A 20,979-nucleotide genomic window follows, 5' to 3' on the forward strand; every position below is an offset into this window, starting at 1 on the left:
GCAGATTGTGGGGGTGACAGCGACGATTTGCCACCCCCGAAGCGGATTATTTTAATATTTTGCCTTAGCCTTTAGGCTTGGGCGGCGCTTTACGGGCTGGCGTGGCGTTTCTTTCAATGTGTTCAATAATCATTCCGGCAATATCTTTGCCGGTAGCGCTCTCAATGCCTTGTAAACCAGGCGAGGAGTTAACCTCCATAATCACCGGGCCGTGATTAGAGCGTAGCAAGTCGACACCGGCAACGCGCAATCCCATGGCCTTTGCCGCACGAATGGCGGTAGAGCGCTCTTCCGGGGTGATTCGGATCACGCTGGCGGAGCCACCACGGTGTAGGTTCGAGCGAAACTCGCCATCCGCCGCCTGACGCTTCATCGAGGCGACGACCTTATCGCCGATCACGAAGCAACGAATATCAGCGCCACGCGCCTCTTTGATGTACTCCTGCACCATGATATTGGCCTTCATGCCCATGAACGCCTGGATTACTGATTCTGCTGCTTGGTTGGTTTCTGCCAACACCACGCCAATTCCCTGAGTACCTTCAAGCAGCTTGATGACCAACGGTGCACCTTTGACCATGGTGATCAAATCAGGAATATCGTCAGGCGAGTGGGCAAAGCCGGTAATTGGCAACCCCAACCCTTTGCGCGACAGCAACTGCAGTGAGCGCAGTTTATCCCGTGAGCGGGTAATGGAGACGTTATCGTTGATAACGTAGGTGCCCATCATCTCAAACTGACGCAACAGCGCGCAGCCGTAAAAAGTGACCGATGCGCCAATGCGCGGGATCACTGCATCGAAAGGCTCAATCTCCTGGCCTTTATAGTGAATCGAAGGGTGATGCGAGGTAATGCTCATATAGCAGCGCAGCGTGTCCACCACGCGGGCGGTGTGCCCACGCTGCTCTGCGGCTTCAACCAAGCGGCGAGTAGAGTACAGATTGCGATTGCGTGACAGCAGAGCGATATGCATTTAAAGGACTCCGAGCCTAGATTAAGGCAACTAATAAGGGGTTAAGGCTCACCGTGCAAAAATGCAGCGCCGGGGGCTACTAGCAGGCGGCGCATGGCGCGGCGTCCTAGTAGCATTGGGTGACGCATATTGCTGCGGTCAGTAAGCGACAGTTCAACAGGAAAGTTCAAATCGCCCATCTGCATGGGAGTACGTATCACATAACGCCACTCGCTATGACCGTTGGAGCTGGTGACCTGGCGCCGATCATGCAAGTGCAATCTGTAGCGGTGGGCCGGCGTGTCCGGGCCGCCACTGTGGGTGATAAAACTTACCCACAGTTGACCATGTTCATCTTCATGTGTCTCTATCTCTTCTGCATGCAGCGCAGAAGTACGTGCGCCAGTGTCTGCTTTACAGCATAGGTGAAGCCCTAGCTCAGGTAGCGTCACCATCTCGCGGCGGCCAATGACCGCTTTGGCCTGATAGGGTAATTCCTTCACTGCTCACTCCTTGCAATTAAAAGTGACAACATCAAATCATATATTCCTGTGTGACATCATCAGGTTCAAACGGCGTTGAATAGGCGAGCCTTCAGGCGCATCCCGCAATGCCATCATGACCGGTAAACGTAGTCGTGGTATTAACGCTATATCACGCACTACGGCGGCAAAGTCGCTGCGCTCATCTTCTGCCAAGCGTTGCAGAAAAAGTGGCAGGCGCTGAGCGTCTTCCAGATAGCTCCAACCGCGCCCGGCGATGGCCGCTAGCACATCCGGCCCGCAGGCCGCTGTGTCATTGAGCAAGGCCGTGTACCAACTGCCCACCGCTGAAGCCTCCGTATTCCCCACTGCGCGCAGACAGGCACACAGGGTTTCAATGTCGCCTACTTGGGCGGCGGCTTCACCGCGCCGCTGCAGTGCGTCGACCAACGCCTGTGGCAAGGGCTGGTGCTCTAAACAGTAGCACAGGGAGTGAATCACGGTGGTTGGCAGGTCAGGCAGTCGCATCGCTAGCGATTCAGCCTCAGCCGTTTCCATACGCACAGCGTAATCGGCAATCCCCTGTAACCCCAAGGCCTGCCAGTCAATCGTTTGTTGGCCGCTTAAGTAGGCCTCAACCGGCTCAAAATGCTGGCTGGCTGGCAGCCCCTTATCATGGGTTGCGCGAGCATTGAGCATAGCCTGAAAAGTGACACTAGGCGTGAAAGCGAGGGGATTATCCTTCATTAAGTGATCCACGTCCGCTGTTTCTTCACGGCCTACCTGGGAAACGGCGCGGCCGAGCGTTTCCAGTAGGCGATTTAAAAACGCATCGCGCTGGGCAGGAGCAATTATGCCCTGCTCATCCAGCGGCAGGGCCAGGAACCAAATGGCTGGTTCGGGCATATCGCCAAGCCGAAACACGATGGCGAGGCGCGCCTGGCCCTGCCAGGGTTCTGGCCAAGCTATTTCGCCACTTTCAAAAGTAGCCAACGATTCCCGTGGGCAGGGGATGACGTGGCGCCCCATATGGTAAAGGGAAACCTCGCCACCGCTGCGGGTGAAAAACTCATCAAGGGTTTGAATTGGTTGCATGACATCCTTCCGCGTTGCAAGCATGCACTCTACCTTGCTGATGTGGCACTGTCAGCCGCAGTAACTGATAAAACATAGTGTTAATGACACTACCGTAAGGTATTGGCATTAATGACAATGCGGTTAAAAATTAATCAACTTTGCCAAAGCCCCATGAGAGCACGCGCTGCGACACCTTTCCATAGTTTATCCACAGGCTCGTGCAGGTTTTCTGTGAGTCTATGGATAACTCCCCGCAAGCGTTGATAGGTGGCAAGGTGCCCGCCGAGCGGGGATAATGGGCAGTCGATACACTTATTCATTTTCCAAGGTAGTGACAAGCGACTTTATGAGTACTTATCAACCGCTGCAGACAGCGCTTTTAGAGCTTGAAGCGTCGATGAAAGCCGCCGATTTATGGCGCATGCCAACACCCGATGCAGAGGCATTCGCCAGCCAGCAGCCGTTTTGCATCGACACCATGTCGCTGCCGCAATGGATACGCTTTGTGTTTATTGCCCGCTTGAACGCTTTGATTGATGCCTGTGCCGCCATGCCCGCAAAGTGCGAGGTCGCGCCCGCCGTGGCAGCCTACTTGCAGCAGGAAAAAACACCTGCCCACCATCAACTGCTCATCGTGCGGGCAGTAGAGAAAGTCGACCAGATCGTTACCGAGAGCTGATAGAAAGCTTTGAAAGGGAAGCGCTGATAGGAAATCGTTGGAGGTAGGGTACGTAGAGTAATAGCAACGAAAAGCCTGCCAGAAAGGCAGGCTTTTGGGGATAACTTTTAAAGAGGCGATTTTACCGACGGCTTAGAAGCGGTAACTCAGCCCGGCCATGACCACGAGAGGATCGATCTCAACGGTACCTGCTGCCGCACCGTTAACGCTGGCATCGGTATCGATGTCGATATACCAGGCCGCGGCGTTCAGCGCCCAGTGGTCATCAATAAGTAGATCAACACCTACTTGACCCGCCGCGCCCCAGGAGTCATCCAGCTCTAAATCACCAATCGTCAGCTCTTCATCGGAGAAGAAGGTGTAGTTAACACCCGCGCCGACATAGGGCTGTACGCGTGACTGAGTGCCGCCCAGTGGGTAGTACTGCAGCGTTAGGGTAGGTGGTAAGTGCTTGGTCGAGGCGATATTAGCGCCGTTCAAATGAATATCGTGTTCAAACGGCAGCGCCGCAAGAAGTTCTACGCCGACTTTATCGTGAAAGCGATAGCCCAGGGTGAACGCGAAATTGGTTTCATCCTGTACATCCACGGATAGCGCACCGTTGGCCAGAGAACCGTTGTCGCTGGTGGGAGCGATTTTGGCAACGCCAACGCGGGTGAAGAAATCGCCAGCGCCGTAGGCGAATGCTTGGCTGCTGGTCATCAATGCCGCAGCAGCAACAGTAGATACAAGTAAGGTAGGCAGGGCGGCTTTACGCATGGGTTCACTCCTGGTGTTAAAACAGAAAGTTTCAAACGACTAAATGCAAAGCTGGGCGGCCATTCGATAGCCGTTTAACGATGGAGCCAGTGTAACGAGACCCAGGGAGTGGATTATTGATCTAGGGCAAGGGTTGTTAGACAAGCGTTATTGTGGGAAGGGTGGTGCCAAGGGAGGTCGAATTCAGGAGTGGGCTGCTGGTTATTTGGGTTATCCCCGTGGGCTGATTTATGCACAATCTCACGAAGTATTTTTAGTTTTTGGTGCGTGTTTTTCTGGAACGCTCAGCAAGATACACGCTCAAATATTTCGGAATATTTTTATAAAAATCAATTTAAACAGTTGTTTGTAAAAAACTGCCCGTGTTTATAGGCAATGCAAAAGAGGGGTAGGAATGATTGTGAGCATGCGCATTTTTATAGCGAGTTTTTAAATGGAAAGGGATGGTTTTCATTTCTATTAATATATTGTAGGTTTTTTTTGGACTGCGTTTCACGGACAAATGCGCATACGCATGAATAAACTGTTACGCGTCATGATAGAGCGAGTACATTGAACCCCGAATATTTTATGAGAGAGGGCTTGACCGAAGGCCGAAAAGCAAGAGGCATTTGTGGTAATAATCCGCCCGTCGGGTGTGTCTTAGTCTATGACGGCATGATCGTTAGCAGGGGGCATACCGGCCGACCTGGAGAGCATCATGCGGAAGCCATGGCGTTGGCTGACTTGAAAGATGGCCTGAAGGATGTCTCCGCCTTTGTCACACTTGAACCATGCTCATTCCAAGGGCGAACCCCTTCCTGTGCTAGAGCTCTGGCAAGAAGTGGTATCAAGTCCGTATTCGTGGGCATCATAGATCCTGACCCAAGAAATAATGGCGCCGGAATTCGCATTCTAAAAGCCGCCGGTGTAAAAGTTTCGGTCGGATTGCTAGCCGAGGAAGTGCAAAACGACCTAGGCGCGTACCTTGCGCTAAACACTTAATAATCCAAGGCAGTAGACATATTTTGCTTCGCTGCGCTCAAAACGCAAAATATGCCCCTGCTTGGGATGTTAAATGCCAGTGACCGCGAGATCCAGTGCGGCAATAATGCGATCTCTGAAGTGCGAGAGGGTGCCGACGGGATTCTTTAGGTGCTTTTCTGGCACCGAGGAAATCTGCGGAGTGAGCAAGAGCAACGTCTGATCGTTGAACGTTATCTCTGGCGTGAGGCCCCGCATGGCCTGTTCGCCAAAAGCAGAGCGTCTTGCCAAAGGGATAACGATACGAGTGGTCAAGTCGGTCAGAAGGGCGCTTTGAATGTCTATCAGGTAAGGATAGTGCGCTTTGCTGGTTTTACTTGGGTTAGGGTAAACGTCGAATTGTGCCATCAAAACTCCCGGAATTCGTCGCCAAAGCATCCATGTTGCTCAACGAATTCGTTATAGTTCTTGATCGCACTGCGGTTTTCTTCGACCCATTGAGCGGCCTCCCGTTTCGCAAGCTCTTCCTTCAGCGCCCGCTCAAGGGTGGCTGAAAGGTTAATGTTCAGAGCGCGGGTCTTGTTGAGTAGGTCACTGTTCACAGACAGGTTTGCTGCCTTTCTGGGTGCGGCTGTATCGTAAAGTTCTGGCATTTTTTCCCTCCACAGAGTGGTGACCAATATTATTATAGATTATGCGCACTAGAGTGCGCATTCAAGAGAGCATTTAACAAATTGCTGCACGCGGAAAAATTACTCGCTACGCTCTCAATTTTCCGGTGAGTAAAGCGGTAGGTCTCCACGATGCATATTCTTATTACCGGGGCAGCAGGCTCTGGAACAAGCACACTCGGCAAGGCTCTCGCCAAGGAGCTGAATGCCTCCTTCTTGGAGGCCGATGACTTCTATTGGCTAGAAACCAATCCGCCGTTCACGAAGAAAAGACTCGTAGATGAAAGGCGTAGGCTGATCATGTCGAGCCTGGAAAACTATCCGAACGCAATTGTCTCAGGATCTGTGATGAAATGGGGCGAGCAGATTGAGGATGCTTTTGATGTGATTATCTTTCTTTATGTGGAAGCCCATATCCGTTTGAAGAGGCTACGGGAAAGAGAGATCTATCTTTTTGGCGTAGCAGATGCCGACTTCCCGGAATGGGCGGCACAGTATGATCAAGGCACTGCGCCGGGAAGAAGTCTCGCCAGGCACCGGTCATGGCTAGAACAACGCTCATGTCCCGTCATAAAGCTAGAAGGGGCTAAGTCAGTATCTGAGCAAATAGAATATTTAAGGCGTAAAGGCCTAACTAACTACTTCAGTTGACCGTCCAAAGCGCTGCCGCGCTTCGATCGGCAACTGAGCTTCGGTGGTAGAGCCTCGGGAAGTGTCATGGCAAACATTGAACCAGCATCAATTCCGGACGCGTACTTATTTGCGGCTATGGAGCAGGCAGAGGATACGAAGCAGTACATCCTGCCCTATACGGAAGTCGAGCATGCCCAGAATATGTTGGCCCCCAGTTTCGTTTATCTCCGCATTCTGGATGCAGATGAGTTGGTGGGGTTCATGATTCTAGTTCTCGATCTGGATATGGTCAGCGTCGAGTTTCGCCGCATAGTAATCCGTGCCAAGAGTCGGGGAGTTGGTCAGTCAGCAATCGCTGAGATGGAACAGTTTTGTCTTTCCGTGTTGCAACGGCAGCGTGTTTGGTTGGATGTCTTTGAGTACAACAGTCGAGGACGCCATATATATGAGAAATTGGGGTATAAGAACTGTGGGCAAGGCGAACATAAAGGCAAAAAGCTGCTCATCTATGACAAAGAGCTTTAGCCCAAACGTTAATAAGCTTGTTGCTGTCTGAAACAGCCCATTTAGTGCGGGTTTTGCCAACGCTGATGGCAGTCTTTAGCTGCTTTAAAGAGGAGTAATTGCAATGAGCAATAGTATTGAAAATTCAGCCCAGTTGGCGGAGGCCAATCAAAAAATTGTTTCAGAAGGTCAGGTTCTTCCTTCTGTTCAACTCAAAGACGGTAGCAAGGTACAGACAGGCACGGTTGCAACCATGCTCCACAACATTAAGCTTTACAACTCAGGCGAGCGCGGGCAAGTAGAGAAAGAGCTTGAGCTGGCGGTGCCGACACTGATCAAAGTAGGGCTGTTTGAGCTATTCGCTCCTGACGATTGGATAAACGGCTCCAATCCTGGTCGTCGCTTCGTGGGCGAGCTAGCAAAAAACTATTTGTCAGGAGCAAGAGGTTAAAGCAATGCACGCGACAAGCGCCGGATTGCGGCGTTACATGGAGAGAAGGCGTTGAACCATAGTGAACACTCGTCTTTTCGAGAAAAGCTAATTGAGCACCTTTTCATTGGCGAACTGCTAAAGCTTTCCTGGAAGGGATTTGGCTGCACGCTAGAGGTGGCAAGTCCAGAAGTTGATAACGCTGGCTACGATCTAATAGCGGAAGATAATGGAGTTATAAGGCATATACAGCTTAAAGCTTCATATGCTGGGGGCAAAACGGCTAGCCAAAAAGTGCATACGAGGCTTTCTGAAAAGCCTTCCGGGTGTGTTATTTGGATTTACATCAACGAAGAAACCTTGGAGCTGGGGCCATTCCTTTTCTTTGGCTCCCTTCCAGGCGAGAAATTACCTAGCCTTGACGGGCTTAAGGTTGCAAAACATACCAAGGGCAACCAGGGCGGGTTTAAAGCCGAACGGCCCAATATAAAGGTTTTGCCAAAAGGTTGGTTCAAAAATTTCAGTTCTATCGATGAGGTCTATGAGGCCTTATTTGGAACAACATGTTACAAGGCTGCTGACACGAATCTAGTAGAAAAGGCTCAATGAGTATCAAGGCCTTATACTTGAAAGACGTATTCTTACGGTGTCACACAAAGCGTTCGTCTTGACGTACGTGCCAAAAGACGTACATTTGGTGGAAAGTTGAACACGCAAGAGGTGCGTCATGAACGGAATCACTGCAATAGAGGCGCGCAGCAACCTTTATCGGTTGATCGACGAAACTGCTGAGTCCCACCAGCCCATCGTCATCATGGGCAAGCGGAACAAAGCCGTCTTGGTGTCCGAAGAAGACTGGTCGGCGATTCAGGAAACACTTTACCTGCTCTCTGTGCCAGGTATGAGGGAGTCTATTCGTGAAGGGATTAATACCTCCGTAGATGAATGCGATGAGGAGCTGGACTGGTGACATGGAAGTTGTTTTACACCAAACAAGCCCAAAAAGATGCGAAGAAACTGGCCTCCAGCGGCCTCAAGTCAAACGCCCAGGATGTGCTGGTACTGATTGCAGAAGATCCCTACCGTAGGTCGCCCCCGTTTGAGAAGCTCATTGGTGATCTTGCTGGCGCCTATTCACGCCGGATTAATATCCAGCATCGTTTGGTCTACCAAGTGCTTGAGGACGAGCGAGTGGTGAAAGTTCTCAGGCTCTGGAGCCACTACGAATAATGTATCACCAGCCGGTGTTGTCAAAAATCCCGGCTGCCAGATACAAAAAAGCCACTAACGAGTAGTGGCTAATGATTGATCGCTGAGACAAAGATCAGTGTTTGCTTAATGTGGCAGGAGGGCGAGCGGCATCAACTAGCCACTCACCTCCTTGACGACAATTAAGCGCCGACCTATTCAGCCGTTGCCAACAGACTGGCGTTACCACCCGCCGCAGTCGTGTCGATGCACAAATGTCGTTCCACCACGTAACGATCCGGCGAGATGGTTTGGGTCTCAAGCGGTATGATGGCGCCGTCGCGCTTTGCAAGCGCAATACGCAGCTCACGTGTCCAGTCGCTGTCGCCAGCGGCAGCGACCGCTGCGATGCCTTTAACCTCGCTCAGCGTCTCGGCTGAAACGCTGCCATCGAGTCCGGCTACTGGTGCCCCTGCATCGATCAGCGGTTTCATAGCCTGCTCGGCACCTGGGGCGACTACGAGAGCCCCGCAGCCTGCACCGAGGGCCTGTGCGGCCTGGGCAATGGCGATATCCAGGGTTGGCCCTAGACACAGCACCACGCCCTTCGGGTACATCGCCAGGCGGTTGCTCTCACCCGTTGGCCCCGGCAGGGTCTGCGGCGTCATGTCCAGCGCTGCCGCTTCGGCAAGCGCCTTGCGGATCACGCCGTTTTTGCCAGAAAGCGCCTTACGCAGCACTTCGATGCGATTGGGTCGTACCGCCCAGTTACGGGCATCCAGCCCATCAAGGGCCGACTGGAGATCGTCAAGTGATACGGCTGTTCCTTCTGGCGCCTCAACGTGCTCCGCGTCTGCGGTGCGGCGGAATCGCGTTACGTAGAGCGGGCCACCGGCCTTGGGCCCGGTGCCTGAGAGGCCCTCGCCGCCGAACGGCTGGGAGCCAACGATGGCGCCGATTTGATTACGGTTGACGTAGACGTTGCCGACATGAATGCGCTCAACGATCTGCTGCACCCGGTCATCAATGCGGGTATGCAGGCCGAAGGTCAGCCCGTAGCCTTTGCCATTGATATCGTCGACCACCTTGTCGATATCACGCGCCTTAAAGGTAGCCACGTGTAGCACAGGGCCAAAGATTTCACGTTCGAGATCCTCAATACCGCCGACTTCTACGACTGCCGGGGTGACGAAGGTGCCGGTTTCTGGTGCACCCAATTTCTTCAGCACCTTGCCGTTCTTCTCGTGTGCCGCCACATAGTCGTTGATCTCGGTCTGGGCGTCGGCGTCAATTACCGGTGATACGTCGGTATCGGTATTCCAGGGGTCACCAATGGTGAGTGCATCCATGGCCCCGTAGAGCATATTGAGCAACCGGTCGCGGGCTTCTTCCTGGACATACAGCATGCGCAGCGCGGAACAGCGCTGACCGGCCGACTGGAAGGAGGAGATCAGGATATCGCGAACTGCCTGCTCGGTGAGCGCCGTGGAGTCGACGATCATGGAGTTGAGTCCACCGGTTTCGGCGATCAACACGGCATCAGGCCCCGCGTTCTCGGCCAGCGCCTTGTGGATGATCTGCGCCACCGGAGTTGAGCCGGTAAAGCAAACACCTGCAATGCGTGGGTCGCTGGTCAGCGGGCCGCCTACCGTTGGGCCGTCGCCCGGCAACAGCTGCAGGGCCGCTTCCGGCAGGCCAGCTTCGCGCATCAGCTCGACGGCGCGTGCAGCGATCAGCGGCGTTTGCTCGGCAGGCTTGGCGAGCACCGCGTTACCAGCCACCAGGGCGGCAGCGATCTGGCCGGTGGTAATCGCCAGCGGGAAGTTCCACGGGCTAATGCAGACGAAGATACCGCGGGCGCTGCCGGGTTCTTCGGCCTCCAGCCGCTCGCCTTCGTTGGCGTAGTAGCGCAGAAAATCCACTGCTTCGCGCACTTCAGCGATACCGTCGAACATCATTTTGCCCGCTTCGCGGGTGGTGATCACGGTTAGCTCGGCGATGTGCTCCTCGTAAAGATCGGCGGTGCGGCGCAGTACTGCTGCGCGCTCGGCCACCGGGCGTGCAGACCACTCTTTGAAGCCTTGCTCAGCGGCGTCGAGAGCAGTGGCGACCTCTTCCGGGGTGGCTTCATGCACCTTGCCGATTACCCGCGAACCGTCGGCGGGGGAGAGGGCATCGCGCGCCGGGCCCTGGGGAGCGGGGTTGCCTACCAGCATCGGGCCTGCGATCCATGTGGCGTCGGCAAACGCTTCGCGGGCATTAAGCAGCGGCAGGATCGAGGCTGGTTCGTTGATGCGGTAGCCCTTGGAGTTCTTGCGATCAGGCTCAAACAACTCGCCGGGCTGGCGGATCAACGGGCTTGAGACGTCGTTGCCGAGCTGCTTAAAGCCTTCGATGGGATCTTTTGAGACGTCGCTTGCCGGAATTGAGCTATCCACCACTTGATTAACAAAGGAGGAGTTTGCCCCGTTCTCCAGCAGGCGGCGAACCAGATAGGCGAGCAGGTCGCGGTGAGCGCCAACCGGGGCGTAAATACGGCAGTGGGTGCCTTCTGTCTCTTTAACAATATGGTGTAGCGATTCGCCCATGCCGTGCAGGCGCTGGAACTCGTAGCTATCCTTGTCGTCACCCGCCATCTCGGCTACGGCAGCGCAGGTGTGGGCGTTGTGGGTGGCGAACTGGGGATAGATGCGATCGCGACGATCGAGCAGCATCTGGGCGCAGGCCATGTAGCTGACGTCGGTATTGACCTTGCGGGTGAAAACCGGAAATGTTTTCACACCCATTTCCTGGGACAGCTTGATCTCGGTATCCCAATAAGCGCCTTTTACCAGGCGTACCATAATCTTGCGGTTGTATCGCTCGGCCAGTTCGTAGAGTGTCTCAATCACTGGCGCAGCGCGGCGCCCGTAGGCCTGCACGACCACCCCAAAACCATCCCAGCCATCGAGGCTGGGGTCGGCCATCAGCGCTTCGATCACGTCGAGGGACAGATCCAGCCGGTCTTGCTCTTCGGCGTCGATATTGAAACCGATATTGGCCTTGGCTGCCTGCTGCACCAACGCTTTGGCGCGGGGCAGAAGTTCCGCCATTACCGTGTCACGGTGGGTGTATTCATAGCGCGGGTGTAGCGCCGAGAGCTTCACCGAAATACCGGGGCTCCCGCGTACGTCGCCTTTGGCCTGCTCGGCGATGGCGGTAATCGCCTTGGCATACGCTTCATGATAACGCACGGCATCTTCGTCGGTGCGCGCCGCTTCGCCCAGCATATCGTAGGAGTAGGTGTAGCCCTGTTTCTCGAGCTCACGGGCATTCTTCATGCCCTCTTCGATGGTTTGGCCGAGCACAAACTGGCGGCCAAGAATCTTCATCGACTGACCAACCGCTTTACGCACTACCGGCTCGCCCATGCGACGTACCAGGCCCCGCAGCGCCCGCGTCGGGCCTTTCGGATCTTCTTCCAACACCTTGCCGGTTAGCAGCAGCGCCCAGGTCGAGGCATTGACCATGGATGACGAAGATTTGCCCAGGTGCGCGCCCCAGTCGGAGGGCTCGATCTTGTCGTGGATCAGGTCGTCAATGGTTTCGGCATCGGGCACTCGCAACAGCGCTTCTGCCAAACACATCAGGCCGACGCCCTCGGTGGTCGAGAGCCCGTACTCGGCCAGGAACGCTTCCATCATCGAAGGCGACCTTTCCTTGCGCACACGCTCTACGTACTTGGCGCCCACGGCAGCGACTTTCTTGCGGTCATCCTCCGACAGCTTGATACGCTCGACAAGCCCGTGCAGCACATCTGCCTCATTGGCGTCGTAGTGGCTGCGAATGCGCGAGCGTAGATCACTCACGTCGCTATGCAGATGATCGTTCATACAGGGTCTCTCCTTGCTAGCCGACACTCAGGCGTTGCTGCGTCGGTTAGGATGTAGTCATACTTTTACAGCAAACAAAATAGCCAACCTAAAGAGGGCTCCCGCGGGAGCCCTCTCGGTACGCCTGGGCGCTTACTTGCGATCGATATGCTGGTATTCACCGGCATCGGCTGTCGCGTTGCTCACCACCAGGATGGCGATGAAGGAAGCGATGAAGCCAGGAATAATTTCGTAGACACCAGGGCCACCCAGGAATTCACCGTTCCAGCCCAGTGAGATCCAGACCATAACGGTGACAGCACCTACGATCATGCCTGCGATGGCGCCATTGCCGTTGGTGCGTGACCACATTAACGACAGGATAATCAACGGGCCAAACGCGGCGCCGAAGCCTGCCCAGGCGTTACTAACCAGCCCCAGCACCTGGGAGTTTTCGTCAGAGGCAATAATCGCTGCCACAATGCCCACCAGTACTACACAGACACGGCCTACGGCCACACACTGCGCTTCAGTTGCGTTTTTGTGTAGGAACAGGCGGTAGAAGTCTTCGGTCAGTGACGAAGACGCCACCAGAAGCTGGCTGGAAACGGTGCTCATAACCGCAGCAAGCAGCGCTGCGTATAGGAAACCGGTAATCAGCGGATGGAACAGCAGGTCTGCCAGGATAATAAAGATCGTTTCCGGATCTTGAACATCTAGCCCATTACGGATGGCGTAAGCCCGTCCGAAGATGCCTAAAGAAACGGCACCGATCAAAGAAATCAGCATCCAACCCATGCCAATGTTGCGGGCAATCGGCACATCCTTGAGTGTACGAATCGCCATGAAGCGCACAATGATGTGCGGTTGGCCAAAATAACCCAGGCCCCAGGTCACGGCAGACAGCCACCCGATAAAGGTCAGCCCCGACGTCCAGGAAAGCAGGGTGGGATCGACTTCATTCAGGGTCTGAGTGGCCTGTGACAAGCCGCCGCCACCTTCGCCAAATAGCACAACTGCTGGCATGATCACCAGTGCCAGCATCATGATGCAACCCTGCACGAAGTCGGTCATGCTGACAGCCAGGAAGCCGCCAACCACCGTATAAATAAGCACTACACCCAGCGTGATCATAACGCCCATGGCGTAGTTGCTCATATCGCCGAAGTTATAAATGCCGGAAAACGCGCTTTCAAACAGCTTGCCCCCTGCCACTAGGCCTGACGCGGTATAGACTGCGAAAAAGATCACGATAACGATGGCAGACACTGTGCGCAGTGACATGGATCGGGTGGGAAAGCGGTTTGCCAGGAACGCTGGAATGGTGATCGCATTGCCATAGTGAACAGTCTGTTCACGCAGGCGCGGAGCAACCAGAATCCAGTTAAATAAAGCCCCTACGAGCAAACCAATGCCGATCCAGGCGGAACCCAAGCCAGAGACGAACATTGCCCCGGGCAAGCCCAGCAGCAACCAGCCGCTCATGTCTGACGCACCGGCCGATAGAGCCGCCACTTTTGGACTGAGGGTACGACCACCCAGCATGTAATCTTCAGAGGAAGAGGTGGATTTGCGCATCGCATAAATACCGATGCCAACCATGAGCGCAAAGTACGCTATGAGACTGATCCAAACACCAATAGCCATGTAACTTCTCCAGTTCGTCAGGAAGGAACTAGGTCCGACCTATTAGTGCGGTCACCGGGTAGAGTCCGGTAGTAAACCGCGTTGTTTTTATTAACCCTGTTGTTTATTCACGTCAAAAGGCCTAACGAGCATCTGCCAAGAATCGAGTCAGAGGGCTTGTTGGTACCTTTGTAAGCAGTGATCCCTATATTATTGTCGACCATACGTTAGTTTCCTGTTCAGGCGTTCAGGTTGTTGATATTGATGAGTGGCTCACTCATCGTCTAGCGACATACGCAAATAAGCGAATGTAGAGTGCTGCTCCCTTTGGTGTATGTTGATTTCAGGGCAAAACGTGTCAATTCCGCGGCAAGAAGGGCTGTTGTACGACTTTAGTAGAGTTTCTGCTGGCCTGCTAGTGGCCCTAAAGCAGCGTTTGACGGGTTAATGGCGACCGGTGGCACCTCCGCTTGACGCAGTTTGCGCGGCGACAAACCGTAGCTGCGGCGAAATGCATGGGAGAGCGCGCTTTGATTGGCAAAGCCAGTTTGAATGGCAATATCAGTAAGAGGGAGGCGGCTTTGTAGGATCAGTTGGCGTGCTGCATTTAGACGTTGGCGTTTGACATACTGCCAGGGCGAAAGCCCGGTTTGGGCACGAAAGCAGTCGGAAAAATGTGCTTCGCTTAAACAGGCGAGCCGTGCTAAATCGGCCACGCGCAGGTCTTCAGCGAGATGCTGCCGAATAAAGCGGTTAATGCGCGTCAAATCCAGGCGCTGCTGTGCAGTGTTAGCGGTTGACCCCAGGCGCGCTTTAAGGGAGCCCAGCAGCGTGGCGGCCAAGCGGTCTTGCTGAAAGGAATCAGTCGAGGTATCAAACCCTTGAGCAAGTTCGCTTTGCATAAACGCTAAATAGTGTTGCAGCGCATTATCCAGGCCAAAAAAACGCGGCGCATCAAACAGTGCTACCAGTTCGCGGTTCTCACCGGTGAGCGCGGGGGCGTCTTCGGGGAGATCGAAAATTAATTGCCGATTGTGCCCGTAACCCGAGTAGTAGTGTTCGTGATTTGCGGGCACGATACAGCCCGAAAAGGCATTAACCCTTCCACCTAAGCCTTCAATTTCAAATTCTGAAGAGCCGCATAGGGTAATCACAATCTGATGAAAATCATGGGTATGGTGCTGCGTTGCGCTGGCTAACGGAATTTGTCGGATGGTGCTAGGCATGCAGGACTCCTTTATCGCAATAGGTCTGCTGAACCGCTACTGCTCGCGGAGGGCTGTGTGGGCGGATAAGTGGTCGCGTAGGGCCTGAAGTTCTGCCTGCCCTTCTTGATTGAGTAACGGTTTGCCTTGAGCAACCATCCAGCGTCGTCCGTGCTGTTCCATTAAGTGCGCGGCACGGCGTCTAATGCCGTCCAGGTACTCATTGTGTCGAATTGGGTAGCCGATCATCGCATTCCACTCAGTTTCGCTTACTTGGCTGTTGAGCGCTTTATCAAACAACGCCAGTAAGTCCTTGGGTTCAGTGCGGTAGCGGGGGGTGCTTGAGGTCATTAGCACCAGCATTACCGCACCAATCACCAACAAGCACACCCCAAACACCAATAGATACAGCGCCATTCGCGGTGCTCCCAGGCATCATTAATTAAAAAATTGCTCCTAAATTATACGCTTGACGCCGATTGGGTCGAAATTTTTACTTTTTTGCGAACTTTTCCTTCATCGCGTGTCTGAGTATGTACAGGCAACATCGCGATAGCAGTCGCTAAAGTTGTTGTTCTGGCTCTATTGTTTTGATCCCTTGCTTCCGCTACTCACTGAGTAGCGGTTTTTTTTGGCTATAGATTTTTCTATCGATTGCTTACCCGTTTAATAACCCTGCTAATGGCGGCGTATAGCTAATAGCGCTATCAGGATATCACGTCGTGTCACGATGCCTACCAGCCGCTGCTGCTCAACCACCGGATAGACTTTAGGTTTTGAGCCAAGCATCTCCTGGGCCAGGTCGGTGATGCTTTTATTGGGGGAGACGCTGAGCACTTCGTGACGCATCATTTCTTTTACCAAAGGTGCTTCGTCATCATGGTAAATACTGTCCAGCACACGGCCCATGACATCCTGCTCTGAAATAAAGCCGATTAAACGATCAGCATCATCCACGACCGGCGCGCCGGGTAGGCGGTGCAGTGCCAGCCCTTTAGCCAGGGTGGTAACCGACGCGTTGGGTGAGACACGGTAGCAATCGCGGGACATGATATCGCGAACGATGTTGGGGGTTGCTCTATTCATCATGGACACTCCTTGCTCATCTTGTTCATCTTGTTCATCTTGTTCATCGCCATGGCAAGCAGGGCATCGCAAGCAAAGCGATCTGATCAGTCTAGGTGCTAAAGTAGCAACGACTCTTTAACTGTAGGTGATTTAAACCGTTGTGTTTTACCTGCAAGCCGTCTTTATTCAACGCTGTAGATAATGAATTTTCTAAGCCGTTAATTTTCTAACCACTTAAATGACCCGCAAATTAACGCATAAAGGAGCCACCCATGGATGCACGTGAGTACTTAAATCGCAAAGGGGTGGGGCTTGACCGAGACCCTGACCGGCCGAACACCTTGGAAGAGAAAGCTTGGGAGCGTGCGCGGGGTTCCGGGCACCAACGGCCAAAATCGGGGACGCCTCATGATTGGGAAGATTGGGAGCGTCACCACGATGACCTTGCTGACGGGGCTGAAACCCTGGAGCAGAAAATTGATAAAGAAGCTCATCGGCTTGCCCAGGAGCGGGCCGCGAAGGCTGCAGCAGAGCCTGCTGCCAGCACTGTGGAGCACTTCACGCCGCCCCCAAAAGCTGAACCTGCGCCTGCCCAGGTTGAACCACCCAAAGCGGTCCCTGGGCCACAAACAGAGCAAACTGGGTCGGAGCCTGGCGCGTTAAAGCTTGCCTATTATGCGCTGGCGATATTTCTGCCACCGCTGACGGTGGGTTTAACCCTGGGAGGCAGCAAACGGGTAGGCTTAGCCGTGCTGCTCACGCTAGCGGGCTGGCTGCCCGGCGTTGTATATGCATGTTGGTGGTTGCAGCGGCGTTAACTAACGACGTTCATAGACGTTTACCGCTTGGCAGCCTCATCCAAGTGCGTATAATTCGCGTAAACTAAATAATGGATTGAGGTTTACGATGGGTTATCTGATCGGCGTCACGGCCCTGTGGGCCTTCTCCTTTTCGCTGATAGGGGTTTATCTAGCGGGCCAGGTCGACAGCTACTTTGCGGTGCTCCTGCGGGTAGCGCTTGCCACGCTGGTGTTCTTGCCGTTTTTACGCCCCAGCCTGCTGCGGGGTAAACAGCGGCTGGCGCTCATGGGTTTAGGCGCTATCCAACTGGGGGTAATGTACACCTTCTTCTACCAATCTTTTTTACTGCTGTCAGTACCTGAAGTCCTGCTGTTCACCATCTTTACGCCTATTTATATCGCACTCCTGGATGATCTGCTGTTTGGGCGCTTTACGCCGATCTATATCGTCACTGCGCTGCTCGCCGTCATCGGGGCGGGTGTTATTCGCTACGACGGCGTTGATAGCGGATTCTGGGCAGGCTTTTTAGTCGTACAGGGGGCAAACCTCTGCTTCGCGCTTGGCCAAGTAGGCTATCGTCGCCTAGCCGCTGATTTACCACCGACCCTGGCATGGCATAACGTTTTTGGCTGGTTTTTTATTGGCGCGATGGTGGTGGCTTTGCCCGCCTATTTGCTGTTTGGCAACAGCGCCGCGCTACCGACCACGTCACTCCAGTGGGGCGTGCTGGCTTGGCTAGGCTTAGTGGCCTCTGGCGTGGGTTATTTCGCCTGGAACCAGGGCGCTACCAAAGTGGATGCGGGCACCCTAGCGATTATGAACAATGCGTTGGTACCGGCTGGGTTGATCGTCAACTTGGTCATTTGGAACCGCGAGGCGGATATTCCGCGTTTGTTGCTGGGTGCGCTGATCATGGCAGCCTCCCTATGGCTCAACCATTGGTGGTGCCAGCGCCGTCAAGTGGTCGTTAGTTAAGCCTATTTGCCCGATAGCAGAGGTGTCTCCATAATGGCGGCTTACGTTAGCGAGAGTCGGCCCATGAGCAACACCTTATCAGCAAGCGCTAAGTCAGGGACTGTGTCGCCCTCCAACGATCAATCAAGCAGGCCCTTTAAAACGATTGGGCTGATTGGTCGGCTGGGGAGCGACAAAGTGGTCGATTCCCTTCAGCGGCTAATGACCTACCTGACTGCCCATGATTACTCGGTGTTGGTAGAAGACCGTACCGCCACCGCCTTGCCACACCACGGCCAACCGGAAGCAAGTCGCCGCATGCTGGGTGAGCTTTGTGACTTGGTGATTGTGGTGGGAGGAGATGGCAGCTTGCTGGGTGCAGCACGTGCTTTATGTCGAAGCGGTACGCTGATTTTAGGCGTTAACCGTGGCCGTTTGGGGTTTCTCACCGATATCTCCCCTGATGAGTTGGAAACCCGCGTTGGCGAAGTGCTGGCGGGGGAGTTTGAGGTTGAGCAGCGTTTTTTACTCGATACCGTACTTTATCGTAATGGCGTTGCTGTGGGTAATGGTGATGCACTTAACGAAGTCGTACTGCACCCCGGTAAAGCGGTGCGCATGATTGAGTTCGAACTGTTTATTGATGGGCAGTTTGTGTACAGCCAGCGCAGCGATGGCTTGATTGTCGCTACCCCCACCGGCTCTACGGCCTATGCGCTTTCTGGTGGCGGGCCGATTATGCACCCCAAGCTTGATGTGGTGACGCTGGTGCCAATGTTCCCGCATACCCTGTCGAGCCGCCCCATTGTGATTGATGCCGCCAGCGAGATACGCATTCATATTGGCGAAACCAATCAATCTTATCCGCACATCAGCTGCGATGGACAGACCCGAGCGGTAGCCAAACCCAACGATGTGTTGGTGATTACCCGCAAGCCTGAGCGTGTCCAACTGGTGCACCCCATCGGCCATAATTTCTATGAAGTGCTGCGCAGCAAATTAGGCTGGAGCAATCGGCTGGGGGATTGAGTATGGAGGGCTACGACCTTATTGGGGATGTTCACGGCTGCGGCGCCACGCTGGCCTCACTGCTGGAAAAGCTGGGTTACCATCAGCGCAACGGCGTGTATCGCCACCCCCGTCGCAAAGTGATATTTCTGGGCGATCTGATTGATCGCGGCCCAAGGATTCGCCTGGCGGTCACCATTGCCCGACGAATGGTCGAGCAAGGCGAGGCGTATATTGTCATGGGCAATCACGAATATAACGCCCTGGCTTATACCCACCCTGGTCCCGCTGGGAGCCACAAACGCTGGTTGCGCGAGCATACGCCGCGGCATAATCGTATTATTCAAGACACCCTAGAGCAGTATCGCGACTATACCAACGAGTGGGAAGACACTTTGGCGTGGTTTAAAACCATCCCACTGTGTTTAGAAATAGATGGTATCCGCGTGGTGCATGCCTGTTGGGATGAGGCGCTGATTGAGGAGCTTAAACAGCGCCGCCCAGACGGCTGCATGGATACACAGTTTCTGATTGAGTCCACCGACCCCACCACCCAGGCGTTTCGAATCTTGGATCGTCTCACCCGGGGGCCGCATGTCTCGCTGCCTGCGGGTATTGCGATACACTCTGGTGATGGCTTTACGCGGAAAAGCTTTCGTGCCCATTTTTGGGCTCAGGCTCCTCAGCAGTGGGGTGATGTGGTCTTCCAGCCGGATAACCTGCCCGGTAATCTTGAGACTCGTGAATTGACCCATGAAGAGCGCCAGAAGCTTAGCTATTACGGGCCAGAACAGCCGCCGCTGTTTATCGGCCACTACTGGTGTGAAGGCATACCGGCACTGCCGACGAATAATATCGCCTGTCTGGATTATAGTGCCGTCAAATATGGGCGTTTAGTGGCTTATCGCTGGAGTGGTGAGACGGTCTTAAATGCGGATCATTTTGTCTGGATTAAGGTGCCAAAAGAAGAGCGGGCGTTGCCCAAACCCTGGGAAATCGACTTTGATTAACCTTTGCCGATTAACAAACGCTTCATTTTGTTACATAAAATTACATATTTTTTTCAAAATGGCTGAACTAACCCTGCCGTCGGCTATCAGAGTAAGTGTTCCCTTGAATGATCCCTTGCTTTTATTCTCCGGCGGTTCCCACCGCCGGTTTTTTTTCGCCTGTATGTTGGCAGCCGTGCGGCAAATTCAGTCGCTATGTTCAATAGCTACTCGCTGCGGTCAACATGCCGTCAGCGCCTTGATTAGAGGGATGTTATGCATCCAGTGATGCTTCTGCCCGATCACGCGGATACGAGTGAACTTCGCCAGGCGCTTTGGCGTTACCGCATTGGTCATCGCATTACCGGTGAGTACTCTGGCCGCAGAGTGCTTTGGATCGCCGACCCTCGCCAATACAATGAGCTCCGCGCCTTGGTAGAAAATTGGTTGCGTGGGGAACCATTAGTGCTTCAACAGCCTGCTAAGCGGTCATATAACATCGCCACTCTGGTGGTGTTGCTTTGCCAAGTGCCGGTGACGGGGCTGATAGTAGCGATTAGCCTAGTGGTTTTTGCACTAATAGGACTTTTTGGCGACCAGTTGATTGTCTCTTTAACCATTGTGCCGATAGGTATTTCTGGTGGCGAACTGGTATTCGGTAATCTGTCGCAAACGCTCTCCTCAGGCCAAGTATGGCGCTTGCTATCGCCTGCTTTTCTGCACTTTGGCTGGATGCACTTAATATTCAACCTAATGTGGGTGTGGTATTTCGGGCGCCAGATTGAAGCGCTACAGGGCAGTCGCACCATGCTACTGCTGCTTATCGTAGCGGGCATTGGCGCGAATGTGGCGCAGTACGCGACCGGCACCGTGCTATTTGGCGGCATGTCAGGGGTGGTTTATGCCTTACTGGCCCACGTTTGGTTGATGTCACGCCGGGTTCCTCAAAGTGGCTTCTTTGTACCGCAAATGCTGGTGGTGTTTATGCTCGGTTGGATGGTGTTCACTATGACCGATATGGCGGGCAGCGTCGGCTTTGGCAATGTCGCTAATGAAGCACATTTGGGCGGTCTACTCGTGGGGCTGGTCACAGGCTGGTATTATTCATCCCGCCGTTTGAAAAACCGCTAAGAGGCCTG

The 20,979-nt window shown here is 54.0% G+C and carries 24 protein-coding genes; 13 read left to right on the forward strand and 11 right to left on the reverse strand.

Going from position 1 to position 20,979, the window contains the following annotated elements:
- Positions 1-64: 64 nt before the first annotated feature.
- From rimK to J7J49_RS17175, 3 genes are read right to left on the reverse strand one after another with little or no spacing between them, the layout of a single operon-like run.
- A complete protein-coding gene (rimK, locus tag J7J49_RS17165) occupies positions 65-973 on the reverse strand; it encodes a 30S ribosomal protein S6--L-glutamate ligase (protein ID WP_064233231.1) in 909 nt (302 codons plus the stop codon).
- Between the two features lie 41 nt (positions 974-1,014).
- A complete protein-coding gene (locus J7J49_RS17170) occupies positions 1,015-1,455 on the reverse strand; it encodes an ATP-dependent zinc protease family protein (protein WP_064233232.1) in 441 nt (146 codons plus the stop codon).
- A gap of 36 nt (positions 1,456-1,491) precedes the next feature.
- Positions 1,492-2,529, reverse strand: coding sequence for a DUF3549 family protein (locus tag J7J49_RS17175; protein WP_215094335.1), 1,038 nt, complete (start codon positions 2,527-2,529; stop codon positions 1,492-1,494).
- 328 nt (positions 2,530-2,857) lie between these two features.
- On the opposite strand from J7J49_RS17175, the gene J7J49_RS17180 reads away from it, so the two are divergent.
- Positions 2,858-3,190 (forward strand): YqcC family protein, encoded by a 333-nt coding sequence (locus J7J49_RS17180; protein WP_215094337.1) that lies wholly within the window; start codon positions 2,858-2,860, stop codon positions 3,188-3,190.
- A 132-nt stretch (positions 3,191-3,322) separates the two neighbouring features.
- On the opposite strand, the gene J7J49_RS17185 is transcribed toward J7J49_RS17180, so the two are convergent.
- Positions 3,323-3,949, reverse strand: a complete 627-nt coding sequence (locus J7J49_RS17185) for an OmpW/AlkL family protein (protein ID WP_215094339.1) — start codon at positions 3,947-3,949, stop codon at positions 3,323-3,325.
- A gap of 570 nt (positions 3,950-4,519) precedes the next feature.
- Here J7J49_RS17185 and J7J49_RS22820 point away from each other — a divergent pair.
- A complete protein-coding gene (locus J7J49_RS22820) occupies positions 4,520-4,933 on the forward strand; it encodes a bifunctional diaminohydroxyphosphoribosylaminopyrimidine deaminase/5-amino-6-(5-phosphoribosylamino)uracil reductase RibD (RefSeq protein WP_353048395.1) in 414 nt (137 codons plus the stop codon).
- Between the two features lie 69 nt (positions 4,934-5,002).
- Here the strand turns inward: J7J49_RS22820 and J7J49_RS17195 are convergent, their stop codons facing one another.
- Positions 5,003-5,320 carry a CcdB family protein gene (locus J7J49_RS17195; RefSeq protein WP_215094343.1) on the reverse strand — a complete coding sequence of 106 codons (318 nt, stop codon included), beginning with the start codon at positions 5,318-5,320 and terminating at the stop codon, positions 5,003-5,005.
- A complete protein-coding gene (locus J7J49_RS17200) occupies positions 5,320-5,565 on the reverse strand; it encodes a type II toxin-antitoxin system CcdA family antitoxin (RefSeq protein ID WP_144812960.1) in 246 nt (81 codons plus the stop codon). The genes J7J49_RS17195 and J7J49_RS17200 overlap by 1 nt, the downstream gene beginning before the upstream one ends.
- A 150-nt stretch (positions 5,566-5,715) precedes the next feature.
- On the opposite strand from J7J49_RS17200, the gene J7J49_RS17205 reads away from it, so the two are divergent.
- The 6 genes from J7J49_RS17205 to J7J49_RS17230 all read left to right on the forward strand — a co-directional run bounded on the left by J7J49_RS17205 (position 5,716) and on the right by J7J49_RS17230 (position 8,380).
- On the forward strand, positions 5,716-6,234 hold the full coding sequence (locus J7J49_RS17205; protein WP_215094345.1) for an AAA family ATPase: 519 nt from the start codon (positions 5,716-5,718) through the stop codon (positions 6,232-6,234).
- Positions 6,235-6,300: 66 nt separating this feature from the next.
- Positions 6,301-6,741, forward strand: a complete 441-nt coding sequence (locus J7J49_RS17210; protein ID WP_215094347.1) for a GNAT family N-acetyltransferase — start codon at positions 6,301-6,303, stop codon at positions 6,739-6,741.
- Between the two features lie 103 nt (positions 6,742-6,844).
- Positions 6,845-7,171 (forward strand): DUF7709 family protein, encoded by a 327-nt coding sequence (locus J7J49_RS17215; protein WP_215094349.1) that lies wholly within the window; start codon positions 6,845-6,847, stop codon positions 7,169-7,171.
- Between the two features lie 51 nt (positions 7,172-7,222).
- Positions 7,223-7,759 (forward strand): PDDEXK-like family protein, encoded by a 537-nt coding sequence (locus tag J7J49_RS17220; protein WP_215094351.1) that lies wholly within the window; start codon positions 7,223-7,225, stop codon positions 7,757-7,759.
- 118 nt (positions 7,760-7,877) lie between these two features.
- Positions 7,878-8,120 carry a type II toxin-antitoxin system Phd/YefM family antitoxin gene (locus J7J49_RS17225; RefSeq protein ID WP_215094353.1) on the forward strand — a complete coding sequence of 81 codons (243 nt, stop codon included), beginning with the start codon at positions 7,878-7,880 and terminating at the stop codon, positions 8,118-8,120.
- The gene (locus J7J49_RS17230) at positions 8,117-8,380 is read left to right on the forward strand and encodes a Txe/YoeB family addiction module toxin (RefSeq protein ID WP_215094355.1); all 264 of its coding nucleotides are present in this window, start codon (positions 8,117-8,119) and stop codon (positions 8,378-8,380) included. Before J7J49_RS17225 ends, J7J49_RS17230 begins: the two co-directional genes overlap by 4 nt.
- 173 nt (positions 8,381-8,553) lie before the next feature.
- Here the strand turns inward: J7J49_RS17230 and putA are convergent, their stop codons facing one another.
- From putA to J7J49_RS17255, 5 genes are all read right to left on the reverse strand, one after another.
- Positions 8,554-12,210: a bifunctional proline dehydrogenase/L-glutamate gamma-semialdehyde dehydrogenase PutA gene (gene putA, locus J7J49_RS17235; protein WP_215094357.1), complete on the reverse strand. Its 3,657-nt coding sequence runs from the start codon at positions 12,208-12,210 to the stop codon at positions 8,554-8,556.
- A 132-nt stretch (positions 12,211-12,342) separates the two neighbouring features.
- Entirely contained in the window at positions 12,343-13,836 is a 1,494-nt protein-coding gene (putP, locus tag J7J49_RS17240) for a sodium/proline symporter PutP (RefSeq protein WP_064233242.1), read from the reverse strand.
- 371 nt (positions 13,837-14,207) lie between these two features.
- Positions 14,208-15,041 (reverse strand): AraC family transcriptional regulator, encoded by an 834-nt coding sequence (locus J7J49_RS17245; protein WP_064233243.1) that lies wholly within the window; start codon positions 15,039-15,041, stop codon positions 14,208-14,210.
- Between the two features lie 36 nt (positions 15,042-15,077).
- Entirely contained in the window at positions 15,078-15,437 is a 360-nt protein-coding gene (locus J7J49_RS17250; RefSeq protein WP_215094359.1) for a hypothetical protein, read from the reverse strand.
- Positions 15,438-15,698: 261 nt separating this feature from the next.
- Positions 15,699-16,106, reverse strand: a complete 408-nt coding sequence (locus tag J7J49_RS17255) for a CBS domain-containing protein (RefSeq protein ID WP_064233563.1) — start codon at positions 16,104-16,106, stop codon at positions 15,699-15,701.
- A gap of 254 nt (positions 16,107-16,360) precedes the next feature.
- On the opposite strand from J7J49_RS17255, the gene J7J49_RS17260 reads away from it, so the two are divergent.
- The 5 genes from J7J49_RS17260 to J7J49_RS17280 all read left to right on the forward strand — a co-directional run bounded on the left by J7J49_RS17260 (position 16,361) and on the right by J7J49_RS17280 (position 20,971).
- Complete coding sequence (locus tag J7J49_RS17260) at positions 16,361-16,906, forward strand: YqaE/Pmp3 family membrane protein (RefSeq protein WP_215094361.1); 546 nt, start codon at positions 16,361-16,363, stop codon at positions 16,904-16,906.
- Between the two features lie 88 nt (positions 16,907-16,994).
- Positions 16,995-17,864, forward strand: a complete 870-nt coding sequence (locus J7J49_RS17265) for a carboxylate/amino acid/amine transporter (RefSeq protein ID WP_215094363.1) — start codon at positions 16,995-16,997, stop codon at positions 17,862-17,864.
- A 63-nt stretch (positions 17,865-17,927) separates the two neighbouring features.
- Complete coding sequence (locus tag J7J49_RS17270) at positions 17,928-18,872, forward strand: NAD(+) kinase (RefSeq protein ID WP_064233247.1); 945 nt, start codon at positions 17,928-17,930, stop codon at positions 18,870-18,872.
- A 2-nt stretch (positions 18,873-18,874) separates the two neighbouring features.
- Positions 18,875-19,861 carry a metallophosphoesterase gene (locus J7J49_RS17275; protein ID WP_215094365.1) on the forward strand — a complete coding sequence of 329 codons (987 nt, stop codon included), beginning with the start codon at positions 18,875-18,877 and terminating at the stop codon, positions 19,859-19,861.
- 255 nt (positions 19,862-20,116) lie between these two features.
- On the forward strand, positions 20,117-20,971 hold the full coding sequence (locus tag J7J49_RS17280; RefSeq protein WP_064233249.1) for a rhomboid family intramembrane serine protease: 855 nt from the start codon (positions 20,117-20,119) through the stop codon (positions 20,969-20,971).
- The last annotated feature ends 8 nt before the right edge of the window (positions 20,972-20,979 follow it).

Origin of the sequence: Halomonas sp. ISL-56, assembly GCF_018612805.1 — a bacterium.
Taxonomy (GTDB): domain Bacteria; phylum Pseudomonadota; class Gammaproteobacteria; order Pseudomonadales; family Halomonadaceae; genus Vreelandella.

Excerpts from the sequence above, each read along its gene's own strand:
- rimK (WP_064233231.1), bottom strand. The coding sequence starts at position 973 with ATGCATATCGCTCTGCTGTCACGCAATCGCAATCTGTACTCTACTCGC.
- J7J49_RS17175 (WP_215094335.1), bottom strand. The coding sequence starts at position 2,529 with ATGCAACCAATTCAAACCCTTGATGAGTTTTTCACCCGCAGCGGTGGC.
- J7J49_RS17180 (WP_215094337.1), top strand. The coding sequence starts at position 2,858 with ATGAGTACTTATCAACCGCTGCAGACAGCGCTTTTAGAGCTTGAAGCG.
- J7J49_RS17185 (WP_215094339.1), bottom strand. The coding sequence starts at position 3,949 with ATGCGTAAAGCCGCCCTGCCTACCTTACTTGTATCTACTGTTGCTGCT.
- J7J49_RS22820 (WP_353048395.1), top strand. The coding sequence starts at position 4,520 with ATGAGAGAGGGCTTGACCGAAGGCCGAAAAGCAAGAGGCATTTGTGGT.
- J7J49_RS17195 (WP_215094343.1), bottom strand. The coding sequence starts at position 5,320 with ATGGCACAATTCGACGTTTACCCTAACCCAAGTAAAACCAGCAAAGCG.
- J7J49_RS17200 (WP_144812960.1), bottom strand. The coding sequence starts at position 5,565 with ATGCCAGAACTTTACGATACAGCCGCACCCAGAAAGGCAGCAAACCTG.
- J7J49_RS17205 (WP_215094345.1), top strand. The coding sequence starts at position 5,716 with ATGCATATTCTTATTACCGGGGCAGCAGGCTCTGGAACAAGCACACTC.
- J7J49_RS17210 (WP_215094347.1), top strand. The coding sequence starts at position 6,301 with ATGGCAAACATTGAACCAGCATCAATTCCGGACGCGTACTTATTTGCG.
- J7J49_RS17215 (WP_215094349.1), top strand. The coding sequence starts at position 6,845 with ATGAGCAATAGTATTGAAAATTCAGCCCAGTTGGCGGAGGCCAATCAA.
- J7J49_RS17225 (WP_215094353.1), top strand. The coding sequence starts at position 7,878 with ATGAACGGAATCACTGCAATAGAGGCGCGCAGCAACCTTTATCGGTTG.
- putA (WP_215094357.1), bottom strand. The coding sequence starts at position 12,210 with ATGAACGATCATCTGCATAGCGACGTGAGTGATCTACGCTCGCGCATT.
- putP (WP_064233242.1), bottom strand. The coding sequence starts at position 13,836 with ATGGCTATTGGTGTTTGGATCAGTCTCATAGCGTACTTTGCGCTCATG.
- J7J49_RS17245 (WP_064233243.1), bottom strand. The coding sequence starts at position 15,041 with ATGCCTAGCACCATCCGACAAATTCCGTTAGCCAGCGCAACGCAGCAC.
- J7J49_RS17250 (WP_215094359.1), bottom strand. The coding sequence starts at position 15,437 with ATGGCGCTGTATCTATTGGTGTTTGGGGTGTGCTTGTTGGTGATTGGT.
- J7J49_RS17255 (WP_064233563.1), bottom strand. The coding sequence starts at position 16,106 with ATGAATAGAGCAACCCCCAACATCGTTCGCGATATCATGTCCCGCGAT.
- J7J49_RS17260 (WP_215094361.1), top strand. The coding sequence starts at position 16,361 with ATGGATGCACGTGAGTACTTAAATCGCAAAGGGGTGGGGCTTGACCGA.
- J7J49_RS17265 (WP_215094363.1), top strand. The coding sequence starts at position 16,995 with ATGGGTTATCTGATCGGCGTCACGGCCCTGTGGGCCTTCTCCTTTTCG.
- J7J49_RS17270 (WP_064233247.1), top strand. The coding sequence starts at position 17,928 with ATGAGCAACACCTTATCAGCAAGCGCTAAGTCAGGGACTGTGTCGCCC.
- J7J49_RS17275 (WP_215094365.1), top strand. The coding sequence starts at position 18,875 with ATGGAGGGCTACGACCTTATTGGGGATGTTCACGGCTGCGGCGCCACG.
- J7J49_RS17280 (WP_064233249.1), top strand. The coding sequence starts at position 20,117 with ATGCATCCAGTGATGCTTCTGCCCGATCACGCGGATACGAGTGAACTT.